Source organism: Acinetobacter sp. DMC2 (assembly GCF_056314305.1).
In genome coordinates, this window is the sequence record NZ_JBQUYP010000006.1 from 247,976 (window position 1) to 264,394 (window position 16,419).

Below are 16,419 nucleotides of genomic sequence, written 5' to 3' on the forward strand. Positions count from 1 at the left end.
AATGTCTATTCATCTTTATATTGTGTTTTTTCTGTTTCTCTTAAAGAAACAGTTTCAGGATTGTTTAGTTATAAGACTTAATATTACTCACTGTCAATCTATACTAATCACATGATTTCAATATTATTTTTATAATTTGTGATGAATTACACGCAATCTAACTAATTTAAAAATTAGTTGATGTTTTTGTTTCTCTTATACATATATTTTGTCATCATTTATTACAATATATGTCTGCTTACTCACCCCATACTTTTAAAACTCTTAACAATTTATAATCTAATAATCAGCTTTTAATATCTTATTTAATAATTCTGTCCTTTCTCGCAATTGCATAAATAAATTGATCAAAATAATATCCCCACAAATAGATTATAACTTTACATATTGTTTATCTTATAGATTCAATATTAAGAAAACTGTGAAGTTAAATTTAAAATTAATAATTTAGACCTTTAAAACCATCCATTTTTAATTTGAGAAATGATTGATATGAAAAAATATTTACTCTTACTTTTACTTAGCTTTTATTCGATTCATTCATTTGCTTCGGACAAACTACATGGCAGTGTTTGGAAAACCATTGATGATGCAACTAATCAACCAAGAGCATTGGTAAGATTTAGCGAAGACAAAAATGGCAATCTATCTGCGAACATTGAAAAAATACTTGTTCCGGCTGAAGCCAACAAATGTACGATGTGTGAAGGTACCTACAAAAACAAATCTTTAATTGGTTTAACCATCGTCAAAAATTTAAAAAGTGTCGGTCAAAATAAATATGACAAAGGATCTATCCTCGACCCACAGTCAGATAAGACTTATAAATTTAGTGTAACTGTATCACCAGATGGCGAAAAACTTATCGCTCGTGGATACATTGGTATCTCTGCAATTGGCCGAAACCAAACGTGGTATCGAATTAAGTAAGCTTCTAGATTGTTAAAAGCCTTTATCTATAAATTGCATGGTTTTTTGAAGTCATCACTTAGCTCAAAAGCCATGTAATTTTCTAAAAGTCTTGGTTTGAATAAGAGAGACCTAATTCATTAATTAAAGACCAATACATAAATAATGAGCTTCAACAGCGCAAAATTAAAAAATACTTTAAGTTCTTATAAATTTAATCAGTATCCGACTTTTCATCAAAGCGTTCATGCGCTTCTTTAATGGCGAGTTGATTGTTATCCGCCCAAGACACTAATGCCATGACAGGCACCAATAATGTTTGGCCCAATTCAGTCAACTCATAATCGACTCGGGGTGGAATGGTTGGATACATTGTTCGGCTCACCAATCCGTCACGCTCAAGCCCTCGTAAAGTTAAGGTCAACATACGTTGGGAAATGCCATCGATACCCCGTCTTAATTCATTGAAACGCATCGTACCTTTAGCAAGCGACGCTATAATGTAAAGACTCCATTTATCTCCAATTCGATCCAGAATTTCTCGGGTCGCGCGGCACCCATTTATATTCGGGTCTGGCATCTCATCAGGAAAATTGGTGTGACTCGGTAACATGAATGTGCCTTCTTGTGAAGATTGAACAGTGAATATACCATGAATAGTATCAATTAGTAATTCAGTAATTATTAGTTACCTAGTAATTATTTTAACCTTAGAGGCTATCATGAGTAATATTCTTTTAATCACATCTAGTCCACGCGGTGCTGACAGTCTATCCACCCGATTTGCAACAGAGATAGCCGAAGGTATTCAAGCTCGTTCGGATGATACGCTAACGGTGCGCGACCTCGCTACGAATCCACCGCCGCACATTACACCAGCCTACATCCAAGGACGCATCATGGCGTCAGATGACAGAACACCTGAGCAAGCTGAAGCAGTAGGAATCGCCGAAGAGTTAATTCATGAATTAAAGGCTGCTGACGTAATTGTGCTTGGGTCGGGAATGATTAACTTCGGCCCTTCCTCACAACTCAAAGCTTGGTTTGATTACGTCACTTGGCCACGTGTCACTTTTGGCTATGGCGATAATGGACCAAAAGGGTTGCTGACTGGTAAGAAGGTCTACCTCGTTACCGCCGCGGGTGGTGTGTTCTCGGAAGGTGTTTGGGCGCAGTTCGATTTTCAAACCAACTATCTACTTCACATGCTCGGCTTCATTGGCCTAACAGACGTTGAAGTGGTACGTGTTGAAGGCACGGTTTCTGGCCCCGACGCAGCCAAAATTGCCATTGAAAACACCGAGAAAGCCGTACAGACCATTTTGGCGGGAGCAGTATAACCATGAAGACCATTGCATTGTTCGGTGCAACTGGCCCGACTGGAAAGCACATTATTGAAGAAGCCTTAAAGCAAGGCTACTCACTATCCGTCTATACACGCGATGCTAAGAAACTCGAATCGTTCGCAGGTCGGGTCGAAATCGTTGTCGGTGACTTGAGTAATCAAGATGCCATTGCAAAATGCATCAATGGTGCCGATGTGGTGATTAGTGCCCTTGGTCCAAACGGTCTTAAAGTGCAAGGCGATAAACCAGTCATGCGCGGCCTGACCAATATCATCGCCGCGATGAAGCATGCAGGTGTGCACCGCCTTATTCAGATTTCTACCGCTGCCTATCGTGATCCAAAAGATGAATTTGCCTTAAAAGCACATGCTTTTGCCCTGCTGTTCAAGGTTATCGCGCGCAAGGGCTATGAGGACATCAAGGCGACTGGCGAATTGATTGCCAATTCAGACTTGGACTGGACACTAGTTCGTATTCCAAATCTTAAAGATGGCCCTAGTGACGGCAATGTGACTGTGGGTTGGTATGGAAAAACCAACCTCGGCACTAAGCTCTCTAGAGGTAATCTTGCTAAGTTTTTAGTCAATCAAATTGTAGATAAAGCTTTTGTTCGAGCTGCACCTGCTATTGCAGATCGTTGATGAGGACGCCCGTATGTTGCAAATAGATCTTTACACTGAAATTAGCTGCCCGTGGTGTCTTATTGGTCAATATCGACTCAATAAAGTTTTGAGAGAACGGTTTCCAACGCTTGTCACCAATATTCGGCATCACCCTGTCCTATTACTCTCCCATGTACCCGTGACTGGTCTATATATTCCAGATTTACTCAAAAAGAGATATGGGGTAACTAACCCAAAGTCTTCATTTGCAAGAGTTGAAACTGAAGCACTTAAATCTGGGTTAGAGCTGGATCTTAGCCGTCAACTTTATACCTATCCCACTCAAGCAGCTCATGCACTGATCATGGCAGCAAGTGAAAAAGGCACTCAGCATAAACTCGCAGTCGCTATTACTGAGGCATATTTCCTAGGTGCACAGAATATTGCTGATGTGAATATTCTGGCCAATGTTGCTCTCTCTTACGGGTTTGAACACGATGAGGCCATTTCAATTGCCACTGATCCAGAATGGTATGCACGCGTAGCACACGAGGCTGAGAACTCGATGTTGCAAGGTGTGCGTTCGGTTCCACACTTTATTTTTGCTGAACAATTTGAAATTAATGGCGGAAGAAGTGAGGATGAAATCGCTTTTGCCATAGAGAAAGCTCTCCTGCAAAACCAGACATCCGTTAGCTAAAAAGACATTTAATTACGCATCTACTCAACTTTCCAATAATTCATCCACACCACACTCTCATCCAACATGAGGTGTGATTAAAGTAAAAGAATTGTCCAAATTAATGGATAAAGTAGATCGCATAATTAAGCCATTAATACCACTCCTATAGCGTAGGCATCGAGCTTCCTTGAAACTGCGATGCAACACTTGAACAAGGATTTTTTAATATTCAAACTGAAAGATTATTGCTCAGATTCAAATTCTTTGATTGCTTCTTTAGCAATACGAAAGCTATCTACAGCAGCAGGCACGCCACAGTAAATAGCTACCTGTAAAAGCACTTCACGAATTTTCTCTTTAGGTACGCCATTTCGAAGTGCACCTTTAACATGTAGTTTTAATTCATGTGGACGATTTAAAGCTGAAATCATTGCCAAGTTAATTAAACTGCGCTCAGGCTTACTTAACTCTTCACGTCCCCAAACAGCTCCCCAGCAATATTCAGTCACTAACTCTTGAAGAGGAAGATTAAATTCATCGGCATTATTGATTGAATTATTTACATATTCTTCGCCAAGAACTTGTTTACGGATTGCTAAACCCTTTTCAAATTTTTCATTACTCATATATTCAATCCTCCAAACAAGGTGTATTTAATTTCCAGATAATCTTCAATACCGTATTTAGAACCTTCACGCCCCAAACCAGACTGTTTAATTCCACCAAAAGGCGCAACTTCATTTGAAATAAGGCCTTTATTAATTCCGACCATGCCGTACTCAAGCTGTTCACTCATTCGCCAAGCACGGCCTAAATCTTTGGTATAACAATATGCGGCTAAACCAAATTCAGTTGCGTTTGCCATTTCTACCGCTTGTTGCTCGTTTTCAAATTTAAATACGGCTGCTAGTGGGCCAAACGTTTCTTGGGTTGCAACGTCCATATCTGCGGTAACATCTGCAATCAGTGTCGGTTCAAAAAATAACTCACCCGCTGTATGCTTTTTACCACCAATCACAAGACGGCCATTTTTATCTAAAGCATCTTGAATATGGGCTTCAACTTTTTTCACCGCATTGGCATTAATTAATGGCCCAATGTCATGCCCTTCTTCTAATCCATTACCAATATTAAAGTTTTGAATTTTTTGGCTCAAAGCAGCAATAAATTTTTCATAAATGCCAGCCTGCACCAAGAATCGATTGACGCAGACACAGGTTTGCCCTGCATTTCTAAATTTGGCAATGAGCGCTCCTTCAATTGCTGCATCTAAATCGGCATCATCAAATACAATAAACGGCGCATTGCCACCCAACTCTAAGGAAACTTTTTTCAAGGTTTTTGCTGAACGCTCAAGCAACATTTTGCCGACGGGTGTTGAACCGGTAAAAGTAAACTTGCGTACAACATCACTTTCAAAAATCGCATCACCAATATGAACCGCGTCGCCCGTAATCACACTAAAAATTTCAGGAGGCACGCCAGCTTGTACAGCTAAGTCAACTAAAGCCAAAGCAGTAAAAGGCGTTTCAGGTGCTGGTTTTACAATACAAGGACAACCTGCCGCCAAGGCTGGAGCCACTTTGCGCGTAATCATGGCAGCGGGGAAATTCCACGGCGTAATGGCTGCAACGACACCAATAGGCTGTTTATTTACAACAATACGAGCATCGGGATATGGGCTTGGAATAATATCTCCATAAACTCGTTTTGCTTCTTCGGCAAACCATTCAATAAAACTTGCAGCATATAAAATTTCACCTTTGGCTTCGGCTAAAGGCTTTCCTTGCTCACTTGTTAAAATAAAAGCCAAGTCATCTGCATTTGAAATAATTAAATCGAACCATTTTTTTAAAATAATTGATCGATCTTTTGCTGTTTTATTTTTCCATAACGGCCAAGTTTCTTTGGCAGCTTCAATGGCACGCTCGGCTTCAGCCTTACCCATATTTGGGACAGTACCAATCACTTCTAATGTCGCCGGATTTAAAATTTCGGATGTTTGTTGATGGTCTGCATCGCACCATTTTCCAGCAACAAAGGCTTGCTGACGAAATAAAGCGAGTTTATTAAGCTGCATGATCATTATCCTGTTGAGATCTTCTGCATTGATAGTGGAGCGATATATAAATTAAATAGCTCACCATCAACTTTGTATTATGGCATACCAAAAATTAATTTAAAAAATTTTCGGCATGCCCGAATGTTTAAATGTTTTTAGAAATAATAAAACAGCGTTAAGTTAAGCAACTTATTCCACTGGTTATCATCCCCTTGTGCCAATGAATCTTGAGTCCCACCAATGAACGGGTCATTTTTACTCATGATATATTCAGCCACCAAAGATAGTTGTTTATGGTCAATAGATACACCAATAATATTACGAACCGAATCTTTCATATTGTCCTGATCTTTGTCGTACTGACTGTACATAAAGTACGGCGTAATGTTTCCGATCTGCTTAACATTTTTGAAAGAGTAGCCCACGTCTGCGGTATAGAACGTTCCTTTGTTCGCGACATAATATTCAGTGTCGTAAGAACCCATGAGTGACTGATTAGGATTAAGCTGATCCTGATTAGTTACATCATTTTTGCCGCCTGTAAGGGTGACATTAAAATTGCTATAATTGGCTTTACCAAAAAGTGCCCATGCATGACGGTGGCCATCACTCGAAGCGGCTTTATTTTCAATATCCGATGTCCAATATGAACCACCGAGCTGTGTGGTTAAACCATTAATTCCAAGATTTACATCTTGAGTCACTCGGCCCACCCACATGTTTTTTTCTTGCAAATCGGTTTTATTCGGATCATCTGAACTCACGTAGTTTGCTGTATAACGACCTGAATCTTGGGTAGAGCCTGTGTAGTTTCCACCATCTACCGCAAAATACCCCACATCAAATTTGGTTGCTGTCGGCAATTCAAAATGATAATTCAAACCAAGATTATGAACATCTTCTAAACCTGCGGTTGTGCTCATACTTCCATATAGGCTATTGCCCCAGAAACGGCCCGGCCCAAATGGAATCGGCTGAACACCTACCACCACCTGATCTGTTTTATTTAATTTGTACCCTACATAACCATCAACCAACGTTGAAAAATCACATAGACGGTCATATTGATAACAACGATATTCCGCATGGCCAAATAACGGCCCACGCTCGTAGTCCAGTTTTAACTGCGCAGCATCAAAACGAATTTTTTGATCAGAAGCAGTTTCGCCATAATGTTTATCTTGATAGTTAGCGCGAACATAGCCTGATACGGTGAGTTTACCGTATTCACCATCGGTATCTCCAAAACTTACACCTGCGTAACTTGGATAGATTACGGCCATCAATGCTGCGCTTAGAGCCGCTTGTAAATAGCTTTTTTTCATTGTGAGATTCCTTTCACTACAATGCTTATTGAGGTAATTTTGCGTTTAATGCGGGTGTTGAACATTTAATCTTTCCTAGATTAAAGACGTAATACACCACCAGACTCACCACCAATCCAATGACCCAAGAAATATCCGCATCTGGAATTACATCGGCCAATGCACCTGTGAAAAACGCATTTTTTAAGAATGGAATTTGTACCGCGATCCCAATGAAATAAGCCGTAAGCGCTTTTGCATTAAATTTGCCGTAAATACCACCATCACGTGCAAAGATCGATTGAATGTCATAAGACTTTTTATTCACGACATAGAAATCTAATAAATTAATAGACACCCATGGCACCAAAATAAATAACAAAGCAAAAATCACATTCAAGAAGAAACTAATAAAGTTACTTGATGCCCAAAGTGCCGTTAAAGTCGCTAGAACTAACACAATGATTGATAACACAACTCGGATATTTCGGCTTGGCATCCACTGCCCTGCAAAAGTCTGAATAGAGGTAATACAAGACAGAACCGCACCGTATAGGTTCATGGCATTATGACCAATGATATTGCATAAGAACAAAATCATAAGGACATAACCGAACAGCCCAGTACCCGACTTTACCGCTTCCATCGCATCTGTGGTTGAGCCAATACTGACCGCAATCGTACCAAATGCCATCGCAAAAATAGTTCCTAACGATGCGCCTAAATAGGTAAAGATAAATGGCTTATAAATACCAATCGACTTCGGTAAATATCGTGAATAATCTGAGGTATAAGGCGAGAAACTAATTTGCCATACAGCACACAACCCAAACATGGCAAACCAGCCTTTCATATTGAAAGAGCCTTTAGCGAGTACATCTGCATTAATATGCGGCACCATAATCATGAGGCCGATGAGCAACGAACCACCCATAAACCAAGTTCCAATTTTATTGAACTTATGAATAAAGTGATAACCGATTACGCCAATTGTGGTTGCTGCAATTGCGCCAATCACGGTCGCGGTCGGCACTGGAATGGCAGGAACAACGGTATGCAGGGTTTTGCCTGACAAAATAATGTTAGAGATGAAAAAACCTAAATAAATGAGGGTGGTAAACAGCACAACCAGCAATGCCCCATAACGCCCAAACTGTGCGCGGCTCTGAATCATTTGAGGAATGCCGACCTGCGGACCTTGTGCAGAGGTTAAAGCCAAAATCGCTGCACCAAAAAAATGTCCGCAGCAGATCGCAAGCAATGCACTTACGATATTGAGGTTAAAGGTTAAAATGGACATTGCACCCGTAATGACGGCAAGCGGTGCAATATTGGTACAAAACCATAATGTGAATAGATCGCGAACTTTCCCATTACGTTCAGAGGGAGCAACATAATCAATAGAATGACTTTCGATAGCGAAAGCATTATTGCTATTTTCGTTTTGGCTCATATCCTTAATCTCTCTTTGAGGAATTCATTTCCTCAACATCAAAAAAATCTGCCCAGCCAAAGTCATTTCAATATGACTCGGCTTCATCTTTTTATTTCCTTTTACAAACAGCTCATTTATCTGTTTGTGTTGTTTTAGCCAAGAAAAAGGTAAAGCCAGTCCGATCAATACTTAATTAAGCATCGATATATCTAGTTTTACGTTTTCAACTATTTAAAGCTTTAGGCGATTACTGGGTTTGACTGATTCATTTTTTCATCCTTGAAATTAAAATCCCGTTATATTTTCATGCCTCAAGTCATGACTTATCTCATGACAAATGGGTCACCAATTGGCTCATCTGAGGTACGTAACCAAACTGTTTTGGTAGCGGTGTAATCTAGAACCGCATTTGCGCCACCTTCCCGCCCATGTCCCGAAAGTCCATGTCCGCCAAAAGGCGCAAGTGGAGAAACAGCGCGGTAAGTGTTTAACCAAACAATTCCCGACCCAATGACTTTGGTCATACGGTGCGCACGGCTTAAATTGGTGGTGAAAACGCCTGCCGCCAGCCCATAAGGCGTGCTATTGGCTTTTTGCAGAGCTTCCGCTTCATCTTTGAAACTATCTACCGATAAAACAGGACCAAATAGTTCGGTTGTAATGCAATCTGCTTGAGGTGCATCGGTGCAATCTAAAATGGTCGGTGGATAGTAATACCCTGCTCGCTCAAGGCTTTTACCACCAGTAAGAAGTTTTGCGCCTTGCTGGATTGAACTTGCAACGACTTGCTCAATTTTTTGGCGTTGGCGTAAGGTACAAAGTGGCCCAAACTCGGTTGCCATTTCATGAGGTAAACCAATTTTTATGGTTTGTACACGCTCAACCAAACGCTGAACAAATTCATCTTTAATGCTTTCTTCAACTAGTAAACGTGAACCTGCCACACAACTTTGCCCAGTGGCCGCAAAAATAGCAGCGACCTGAGCATTTACCGCACTTTGAATATCTGCATCAGCAAATACAATAAATGGAGATTTGCCACCTAATTCGAGTGAAACTTTTGCAAGATTTTCAGCCGAGTTACGCACAATGTGCCGAGCGGTTTCTGGACCACCTGTAAACGCAACATGGGCAACATCCGGATGACTACTCAACACGGCGCCACATTCAGGTCCGAAACCCGTAATCACGTTGACCACTCCAGCCGGAAAACCCGCCTCATGAACTAATTTGGCAAAAGCTAATAATGGTCCAGGGCCGTCTTCAGATGCTTTTAGCACGACGGTACAACCTGCCGCTAAAGCTGGCCCCACCTTCACTGCCGATAGAAATAACTGACTATTCCAAGGAACGATTGCAGCAACCACACCTACTGGTTCACGAACAATCCATGCTTGCATGTCTGCCTTATCAATCGGTAGAAAACTACCCTCTAATTTGTCGGAAATACCTGCATAGTAGCGATAATATTCAGCGACATAGGCAATCTGGCTCGAAGTTTCACGAATAATTTTGCCCGTGTCACTGGTTTCAATTTGAGCTAATTGCGGTGCAGCTTTTTCAATTAAATCAGCCAGTTTATAGAGCAATTTACCGCGCTGTGAAGCAGTTAAACCTGCCCAAGCCGGTGCTTTTAACGCACTTGATGCGGCCTGAACTGCTCGATTGACTTCATCGGTTCGAGCTTCCGGCATGTGTGCCCAGACTTCACCCGTTGCAGGATTAATACTTTCAAAAGTCGCTGCACCAGATTCAAACTGACCATTAATATAAAGCTGAAAATCTGCTGTCATGATATTCGCCTCTATGCAAATGCCGGCATAACTTCATTGATCATACGTTCTAATGAGGCTTTTTTACGTTCAAAGCTCATGCCCGTATCAATCCAGAAAGAATATTCGTTGTAACCCATCGCTTCATAAGCTTTTAAGCGGTCAATCACTTCTTGGGCCTGTCCAATCACGTTATTTTTGCGCATCGCTTCTGGTGTATAAAAAGGATGTGCAGCAATTTCTTCAGCACTTAAAGGTGCGATTAAACCTTGATTAATTTCACGCTCATTTTTAAACCATGCGCCGAAATAGTTATAGAAGGTATTGATTTCATCTGCTGCCAATTGAGCATCTTCTTCACTATCTGCCACATAGGTATGGCGAAGCAACATAATTTCAGGGCGCTGAATTTTATTGAACTTTTCGCAAGCTGCATTGAAATGTCCCATGAGCTTTTCAACTTCTTCGTCACCTAAATGCAAAGGCGTTACCTGTACATTACAGCCATTTTGCACAGCAAATTCGTGGCTATTTGGATCACGAGCAGCAACCCAGATTGGTGGATGCGGTTGTTGAAGCGGTTGAGGTGCTGAGGTGGTTTTTGGAAACTGCCAAAATTCACCGTTATGCTCATAATCGCCTTTCCAAAGGTTTTTAATGGCAGGAATCATTTCACGTAAACGCTGACCTGCACTCCATGCATCCATGCCCGGAACCATACGTTCATATTCAAACGAATATGCACCACGAGCAATACCAATATCTAAACGACCATTGGTAATAATGTCGGTCATTGCAGCTTCGCCTGCAAGTTTAATCGGATGCCAGAATGGTGCTACCACCGTGCCTGTACCTAAACGAACATTTTTGGTTTTATTCGCTAAATCAACCAGATTTAAAAATGGGTTTGGTGCAATGGTAAAGTTCATGGCATGGTGTTCGCCTGTCCAAACCGCATGCATACCACCACGGTCTGCAATCTGACAAAGCTCAATCATTTCATCATAAAGCTGCTTCTGGGTTTGCTGATCAGAAACACGTTCCATATGCACAAATAATGAAAAACGCATGATTAAACTTCCTCTTTAACGATTTGACGAACTGTACCTGTTGTCTGATTTCCGTAATAAACACCATACGTTTTCAGATGGTTTTCTTTGCGATAGCGCATCAGCATACTTTCTAAAGCACCGTCTACAAACTCTAGCTTTTCAAGATCATTTAAATCGACAAACTGACCTTTAGTGGCTTGAGCTACGGGTGTGTTGCATAAAAATGAAATATATTGCTGCTGGTTTTCAACGTTTTCATATACAGAGTAAATGAAGTTGGCAGAAGCATCTGGCTGATATTCTGCAAAGATTTTCTCAAGCGCTTTATCGGCACCGTCTTTATCTACCATCACATGTGGAATAGTCCATTTATGATCGGCAGTTTCTTCAAGCAAAATAGTATTTTCATGACCAATGATCGCACTCATTACCACTTTAGGACCAGAGATGACCTCGGCAGAAAGTTTGGCCGGAGTGAAATATCCACCACGATAATAACCAAGACCTGCAAAACCTGTCGAAGCAAAATCTTCAACTTTACCAATTAAAATAGCGTGGTCACCTGCATCGACAACCTGATAAGTTGTACAGTCAAACCATGCACTGACATGATCGATCAGTGGGTTTTGGCAAGCACTTTTTGACCATGAAAGATTTGCAAAACGGTCTTCGCTTGGACGGGCAAAGGTATTTGAAACATCCTTTTGCTCTTCTGCCAAAATATTGATTGCAAAATGAGGTGTGTTTGCAAAGTTATGATAATTGCTTGATGTCTTGGCAATACTCACTAGAAGTAAAGCTGGGTCCAAAGACACCGAAGCAAAAGAGTTTGCTGTAAAGCCAAGTGGCGTTCCATCTTCTTTACAGGTTGTGACCACGGTAACGCCCGTCATAAATGACCCGAAAGCATCGCGTAGTTCACGTATTTTATTAATAGTATCCATTTCACTCATTGTTATATTCCTTCAGCAATGTGTGGCAATTTAAACGCTGGTTTCCAACCACGCTTGCATTGCATTATTCACTTTGTCAGGTGCAGTTAAGTTCACCATGTGACGTTCATTTTCAATGACAATTGCAGTGCCATGCTTTGCCTGATTCGCCATTTGCACAGCCATTTCTGCAGTTGAGTTAGGATCATCCGTTCCGGTCAACACCAAAGCAGGACAAGTAATCTTTGACCAGTCATCTGCATAGGTTTCATCGCCTTGCGCAAAAGCAGAATATGCAGTGGTATAACCAGACAAGTCGACATTTTCGAGCCATGATTTCACTTTGGCTGCCGCTATACGCTCGACTTCGCTTTCACCAAACCAGCGCTGTAGCGGAGTCTCAACATCAATACGACCTGTTTTTAACTCTTCAGCTCTTTGGATCACGGCATTACGCGCTTGTGTTGTACGTTTATATACACCATTGAGCACCGCCATCCGTTTAACTAAATCAGGACGGGTAACGCTAACACCTGTAGTAATTAGCGAGCCCATTGAATGCCCCGCTAAATTTACAGGCCCTAAATTTAAGGCGGTAATAAATTCGATGGTCCATTCAACAAAATCTTGTAATTTTGCGTCTGCCGGTAATTTGGTGCTTTGACCATGTCCCGGCATATCTACTGAAATGACATGATAATGTTTAGAAAAATATTCAATTTGTGGATACCATGCCGCAGCTTGCATTCCCACTCCATGGATCAGAACCAGAGGCTCTCCTTCGCCTTGCTCAAAATAGTGAGCAATACGGTTATTTGACAGCTGCAGGGTTTTTGACATCATGACCTAACTCTTCCAAATCTTTATAACGATCACCAATACGATGATGTGGTCGACCACCTGTTGCTGCACCAATTACAACAACCAGCTCATCGGCAGCAGGTGCATCTGGAATTGCAAATTGCAATGTTAAGTAATGAGAACGGCGGCCTTCGTCATTTTTATCCATCATTGGAATTAAAATCGGCGCGTTTGCTGGGCCACGGGTATTGTTAAATGCCAAATAAGATTTCGCACCAACAGCACTACGGTAAGTATTACCAAAATGTAAGGTGTGAATTAAAGCTGATGCATGTTCAAGTTCACCGTTTAAGCCCACCACTGCACTTTTACCAAATGCTTCAACAGCTTCACCCGAACCGACTTCATCAAGAATAAGCTTGGTTAAATGCTCGCTTAAGATCGGCGCAATACGACGAATTTCCGGTGTTAGATTTTCTACATAACCTTGCCCTGCCCACGGATTTTTAATAACCGCTGCGGCTGCCACCATTTTTAAAGGCTTTGCTGCTTCTTTGCCGCCATCTACATAAGTGGTTTCTACATGAAGCACTGTTTTACGTATGAGTTCCATTGCTCTTCCTTGCAAGTAAATTATCTTGTCATTCGTATTATGGTATACCATAATACATACTGAAAAAAAAGCAAGAGTTTGCTATGCTAATTTTTATTGAAAAACATGTGATGAAACTCAACATGTTAAAAAACAGGAAAATTTAATTATTTATGAATCTTAAAATTGAAAACCCGCCCGTAACATTACGAGAGCTGTGTTTAGATAAAGTGCGCAATGCCATTATTACGGGCTATTTCCCTTCAGGAAAAAGACTGGTTGAAAGAACGTTATGTGAAGAACTCGGCGTGAGCCGTTCTGTGGTTCGCGAAGTGATTCGTTATTTAGAAGCAGAAGGTTTAGTCGAGATTTTGCCAAATAAAGGCCCTATCGTTTCGCTACTTAACTGGGACATCGCTTCACAAATTTATGAAATTCGTCTTTTGTTAGAGCAAAGTGCTGTGGTTGACTGCACTAAAAACCTCGATGATAAAACTGCTGAAAAATTAAAACTTCTATTAGAAGATCTTAAAGCTGCTTTTGCTGCCGATGACATCAATCTAATTATTGCGACCTCAACCCAGCTTTATCAAACCATCTTCGCTACAGCAAATCATCATATTGCATGGGAAGTGGTGCAACGTTTAAATGGCCGAATTAGCCGTCTTCGTGCCATGACCATGAAATCGACAAAACGTGAAATTTCAGGTTATCAACGTATTAAAAATATGTGTGAAGCCATCTATCTTCACAAAGACCCTGAAAAGGCAAAACAAGCGGTTGCTGAACATATTGCCGAAGCTGCTGCTGTCGCAAAAAATATTTTAGATGCGTGAAATCGCAAATTTTAGGAAAAGGTAAATAGACCTTTATTTAATAAATTATAGGGAAATACGATATGTCTGCTTACTGGATTGCTCATGTCACTATTCATGATATGGAACAATATAAACAATATATGGCCACTGCTCCGCAAGCTTTTCAAAAGTACGGTGCCAAGTTTCTTGCCCGTGGCGGTGCCTCAGAAGTTTTAGAAGGACAAGAGTTTGAACGTCACGTGGTCATTGAGTTTCCAGATATGGAAACCGCACGTGAATGTTATTTTTCACCTGAATATCAGCTTGCCAAAAGTAAACGCCAAGGCTGCTGTGATGTTATGGTGAGTTTTGTTGAAGGGATTTAAATTGCTGAATTGATTTCTCTGCTTGAGAAATCAATTCTTTTTTAAGTGGTTAGATCGACTAGCAAACTAATCAGCTTCCTCTTTTTTAGAAGAAGACCCCAAAGCCATACTTGAGAATACGCCATCGCGATAAACCCATGCATGTAATAACGCAGCAGACAGATGACCAATAACGACAGCAAATAACAGCCAAGCCAAAACTCCGTGTAGAGTGCGAAACCATGCATAGAGCGTAGAGTTGGTTGGAGCGATTGGTGGAAGGTCCCAACCCGGAAATAACGTTACAGGCCAATTACCTGCCGAAAGCGTTGCCCATCCGAGCAATGGCAAACTAAACATCAAAAGATAAAGTAGCCAATGTGATGCATGGGCAATAAACGCCTGCCAACGGGGTACAGTCGGCGGCAAAGGTGGAATTGGAAAATAGAGTCGATTTATTAATCTTACGATGACCAACAATAAGATTGCGATTCCTAAAGGACGGTGAATATCGATTAACCACGGACGCCAAGTGATTGAGGTTGTCATTCCAACACCAATAAATAGCATGGCCAAAATCGCTACTGCCATAACCCAGTGTAGTACTCGAGCAGTCAAATTAAAATGACGTGGAGCATTATCGTTAGATTTTTTTTGCATGGCTGATCTCTCCTATTTACCCACGGCATCCGTTGCTTTGCCAAATCCAATTTCACGTAAGCGAGCATTGTAAGACTGCGCATAGATACCTGCTCGTGCTGCGAGTACCGGATCATCTGATAACTCAATTCCGGGTGGAACCAAGGTTGGGTCAAAGTTAATATCACGGCAAACACCATTTACCTGTTCAGTCACATTTTTGACTTCCAATGTTCCCGCTATAACTTCTTTACGTTCTTTTGGCCAAGGTTGAGATGGGTCATTCACTGGGTCTCCCGGCTCGGCAAGTTGCAAAACTAAATCCCAATACAGCGGCCCTTCAGCTAAACGTTTTTTGATGTCTTTAAATAAGAAATCATGGCCAGCTTGATCACGTTGTTCTTTGGTTAGACTAATAAATTTTGAATGAGGACGCATAGACCAACGCACTGGCTGTTCTTGTCCATTGGCGGCCCGCAATATAAATGCATTTACCACATAAAATTCTGCGCCACTAAAACTACCGGTTAATGGCATCTTTGCCTTTTGTTCAATAGATTTACGCGCTTCGGGATATTCTTTTAGAAAAGCCTCAACAAGGGCTGGATCAGGTTTACCAGTAGATGGAACTGGTTTAAATGCTTTTTGCTGCGCTAAAAAACCTTCAGCATTTCGCGTAGGGAAATAGGGAAAGTTGTTTAATTTCATGCGCCATTGTGAATGATCAGCTGCGGAAAGCAATAAAGCCATACTCACTGTTGCTGTAGAATTATCTGCCGCATGCGGGTTACCACTTCCAATAGAAAATCGACCAATTGCTGGTATATCAGACTTGGCAAATACAGTCGCTTTAGAGAGTGCTGCCGCTGCACCATTACTGTGGTAAATGCCATCAAAACAAATACCCTTACCGTGTGCACGTCGATATCCGGGATCAAATTTACTTAATGAGTCGCCCAAAAATGTTTTGCTTGTGGTTCGATGTCCAAATAGACCAGCGACCCAAGCAAATGCCAATACTAAAGAACCCGCGATTAAAGCAATACCTACAAATGGCAACCAATACTTTTTTAGAGTTTTAAAATTCAAATTATTCATTATTAATCCTGTGTAAATTGTATGGTTGCAT

Annotated in this window: 19 protein-coding genes; 6 read left to right on the forward strand and 13 right to left on the reverse strand. The window is 41.1% G+C overall.

Translation table 11 applies throughout. The annotated features are described in order from the left end of the window. Positions 1-492: 492 nt before the first annotated feature. Complete coding sequence (locus ACT53H_RS14550) at positions 493-930, forward strand: DUF2147 domain-containing protein (protein WP_004793326.1); 438 nt, start codon at positions 493-495, stop codon at positions 928-930. Positions 931-1,123: 193 nt separating this feature from the next. Here ACT53H_RS14550 and ACT53H_RS14555 read toward each other — a convergent pair whose 3' ends face one another. Further along, on the reverse strand, positions 1,124-1,522 hold the full coding sequence (locus tag ACT53H_RS14555) for a winged helix-turn-helix transcriptional regulator (RefSeq protein WP_200028847.1): 399 nt from the start codon (positions 1,520-1,522) through the stop codon (positions 1,124-1,126). Between the two features lie 109 nt (positions 1,523-1,631). Between ACT53H_RS14555 and ACT53H_RS14560 the strand changes: the two genes are divergently transcribed. Genes ACT53H_RS14560 through ACT53H_RS14570 form a run of 3 tightly spaced genes read left to right on the forward strand, consistent with a single transcriptional unit; the run spans position 1,632 to position 3,557 of the window. Further along, positions 1,632-2,249 carry an FMN-dependent NADH-azoreductase gene (locus ACT53H_RS14560; RefSeq protein ID WP_174730156.1) on the forward strand — a complete coding sequence of 206 codons (618 nt, stop codon included), beginning with the start codon at positions 1,632-1,634 and terminating at the stop codon, positions 2,247-2,249. A 2-nt stretch (positions 2,250-2,251) separates the two neighbouring features. After that, complete coding sequence (locus tag ACT53H_RS14565; protein ID WP_476009506.1) at positions 2,252-2,896, forward strand: NAD(P)-dependent oxidoreductase; 645 nt, start codon at positions 2,252-2,254, stop codon at positions 2,894-2,896. 13 nt (positions 2,897-2,909) lie between these two features. Then, positions 2,910-3,557, forward strand: coding sequence for a DsbA family oxidoreductase (locus tag ACT53H_RS14570; protein WP_476009507.1), 648 nt, complete (start codon positions 2,910-2,912; stop codon positions 3,555-3,557). Between the two features lie 224 nt (positions 3,558-3,781). Here the strand turns inward: ACT53H_RS14570 and ACT53H_RS14575 are convergent, their stop codons facing one another. The 10 genes from ACT53H_RS14575 to ACT53H_RS14620 all read right to left on the reverse strand — a co-directional run bounded on the left by ACT53H_RS14575 (position 3,782) and on the right by ACT53H_RS14620 (position 13,510). Further along, positions 3,782-4,165, reverse strand: coding sequence for a carboxymuconolactone decarboxylase family protein (locus tag ACT53H_RS14575; RefSeq protein WP_000064100.1), 384 nt, complete (start codon positions 4,163-4,165; stop codon positions 3,782-3,784). Continuing rightward, the gene (locus ACT53H_RS14580; RefSeq protein WP_476009508.1) at positions 4,162-5,619 is read right to left on the reverse strand and encodes an NAD-dependent succinate-semialdehyde dehydrogenase; all 1,458 of its coding nucleotides are present in this window, start codon (positions 5,617-5,619) and stop codon (positions 4,162-4,164) included. The genes ACT53H_RS14575 and ACT53H_RS14580 overlap by 4 nt, the downstream gene beginning before the upstream one ends. 137 nt (positions 5,620-5,756) lie before the next feature. Beyond that, positions 5,757-6,926, reverse strand: coding sequence for a hypothetical protein (locus tag ACT53H_RS14585; protein WP_476009509.1), 1,170 nt, complete (start codon positions 6,924-6,926; stop codon positions 5,757-5,759). Between the two features lie 25 nt (positions 6,927-6,951). After that, positions 6,952-8,358 carry a purine-cytosine permease family protein gene (locus ACT53H_RS14590; protein WP_353154721.1) on the reverse strand — a complete coding sequence of 469 codons (1,407 nt, stop codon included), beginning with the start codon at positions 8,356-8,358 and terminating at the stop codon, positions 6,952-6,954. 24 nt (positions 8,359-8,382) lie between these two features. Next, complete coding sequence (locus ACT53H_RS14595; protein WP_440202185.1) at positions 8,383-8,526, reverse strand: hypothetical protein; 144 nt, start codon at positions 8,524-8,526, stop codon at positions 8,383-8,385. A gap of 137 nt (positions 8,527-8,663) precedes the next feature. Then, positions 8,664-10,133: a (Z)-2-((N-methylformamido)methylene)-5-hydroxybutyrolactone dehydrogenase gene (gene tgnC, locus ACT53H_RS14600; RefSeq protein ID WP_476009510.1), complete on the reverse strand. Its 1,470-nt coding sequence runs from the start codon at positions 10,131-10,133 to the stop codon at positions 8,664-8,666. An 11-nt stretch (positions 10,134-10,144) separates the two neighbouring features. Beyond that, on the reverse strand, positions 10,145-11,182 hold the full coding sequence (gene tgnB, locus ACT53H_RS14605; protein ID WP_174730175.1) for a flavin-dependent trigonelline monooxygenase oxygenase component: 1,038 nt from the start codon (positions 11,180-11,182) through the stop codon (positions 10,145-10,147). A 2-nt stretch (positions 11,183-11,184) separates the two neighbouring features. Continuing rightward, positions 11,185-12,117: a flavin-dependent trigonelline monooxygenase reductase component gene (gene tgnA, locus ACT53H_RS14610; protein WP_476009511.1), complete on the reverse strand. Its 933-nt coding sequence runs from the start codon at positions 12,115-12,117 to the stop codon at positions 11,185-11,187. 30 nt (positions 12,118-12,147) lie between these two features. Beyond that, the gene (locus ACT53H_RS14615; RefSeq protein ID WP_031947970.1) at positions 12,148-12,939 is read right to left on the reverse strand and encodes an alpha/beta fold hydrolase; all 792 of its coding nucleotides are present in this window, start codon (positions 12,937-12,939) and stop codon (positions 12,148-12,150) included. Further along, on the reverse strand, positions 12,908-13,510 hold the full coding sequence (locus ACT53H_RS14620; protein ID WP_000420415.1) for an amino acid synthesis family protein: 603 nt from the start codon (positions 13,508-13,510) through the stop codon (positions 12,908-12,910). The genes ACT53H_RS14615 and ACT53H_RS14620 overlap by 32 nt, the downstream gene beginning before the upstream one ends. A gap of 152 nt (positions 13,511-13,662) precedes the next feature. Here ACT53H_RS14620 and ACT53H_RS14625 point away from each other — a divergent pair, with 152 nt between their 5' ends. Both ACT53H_RS14625 and ACT53H_RS14630 read left to right on the forward strand, forming a co-directional pair. Continuing rightward, a complete protein-coding gene (locus ACT53H_RS14625) occupies positions 13,663-14,325 on the forward strand; it encodes a GntR family transcriptional regulator (RefSeq protein WP_224991619.1) in 663 nt (220 codons plus the stop codon). Positions 14,326-14,387: 62 nt separating this feature from the next. Next, entirely contained in the window at positions 14,388-14,672 is a 285-nt protein-coding gene (locus tag ACT53H_RS14630; RefSeq protein WP_001277471.1) for a DUF1330 domain-containing protein, read from the forward strand. A gap of 66 nt (positions 14,673-14,738) precedes the next feature. On the opposite strand, the gene ACT53H_RS14635 is transcribed toward ACT53H_RS14630, so the two are convergent. After that, positions 14,739-15,311, reverse strand: a complete 573-nt coding sequence (locus ACT53H_RS14635; RefSeq protein WP_476009512.1) for a cytochrome b — start codon at positions 15,309-15,311, stop codon at positions 14,739-14,741. Between the two features lie 12 nt (positions 15,312-15,323). Then, complete coding sequence (locus ACT53H_RS14640; protein ID WP_476009513.1) at positions 15,324-16,388, reverse strand: catalase family peroxidase; 1,065 nt, start codon at positions 16,386-16,388, stop codon at positions 15,324-15,326. Between the last annotated feature and the right edge of the window lie 31 nt (positions 16,389-16,419).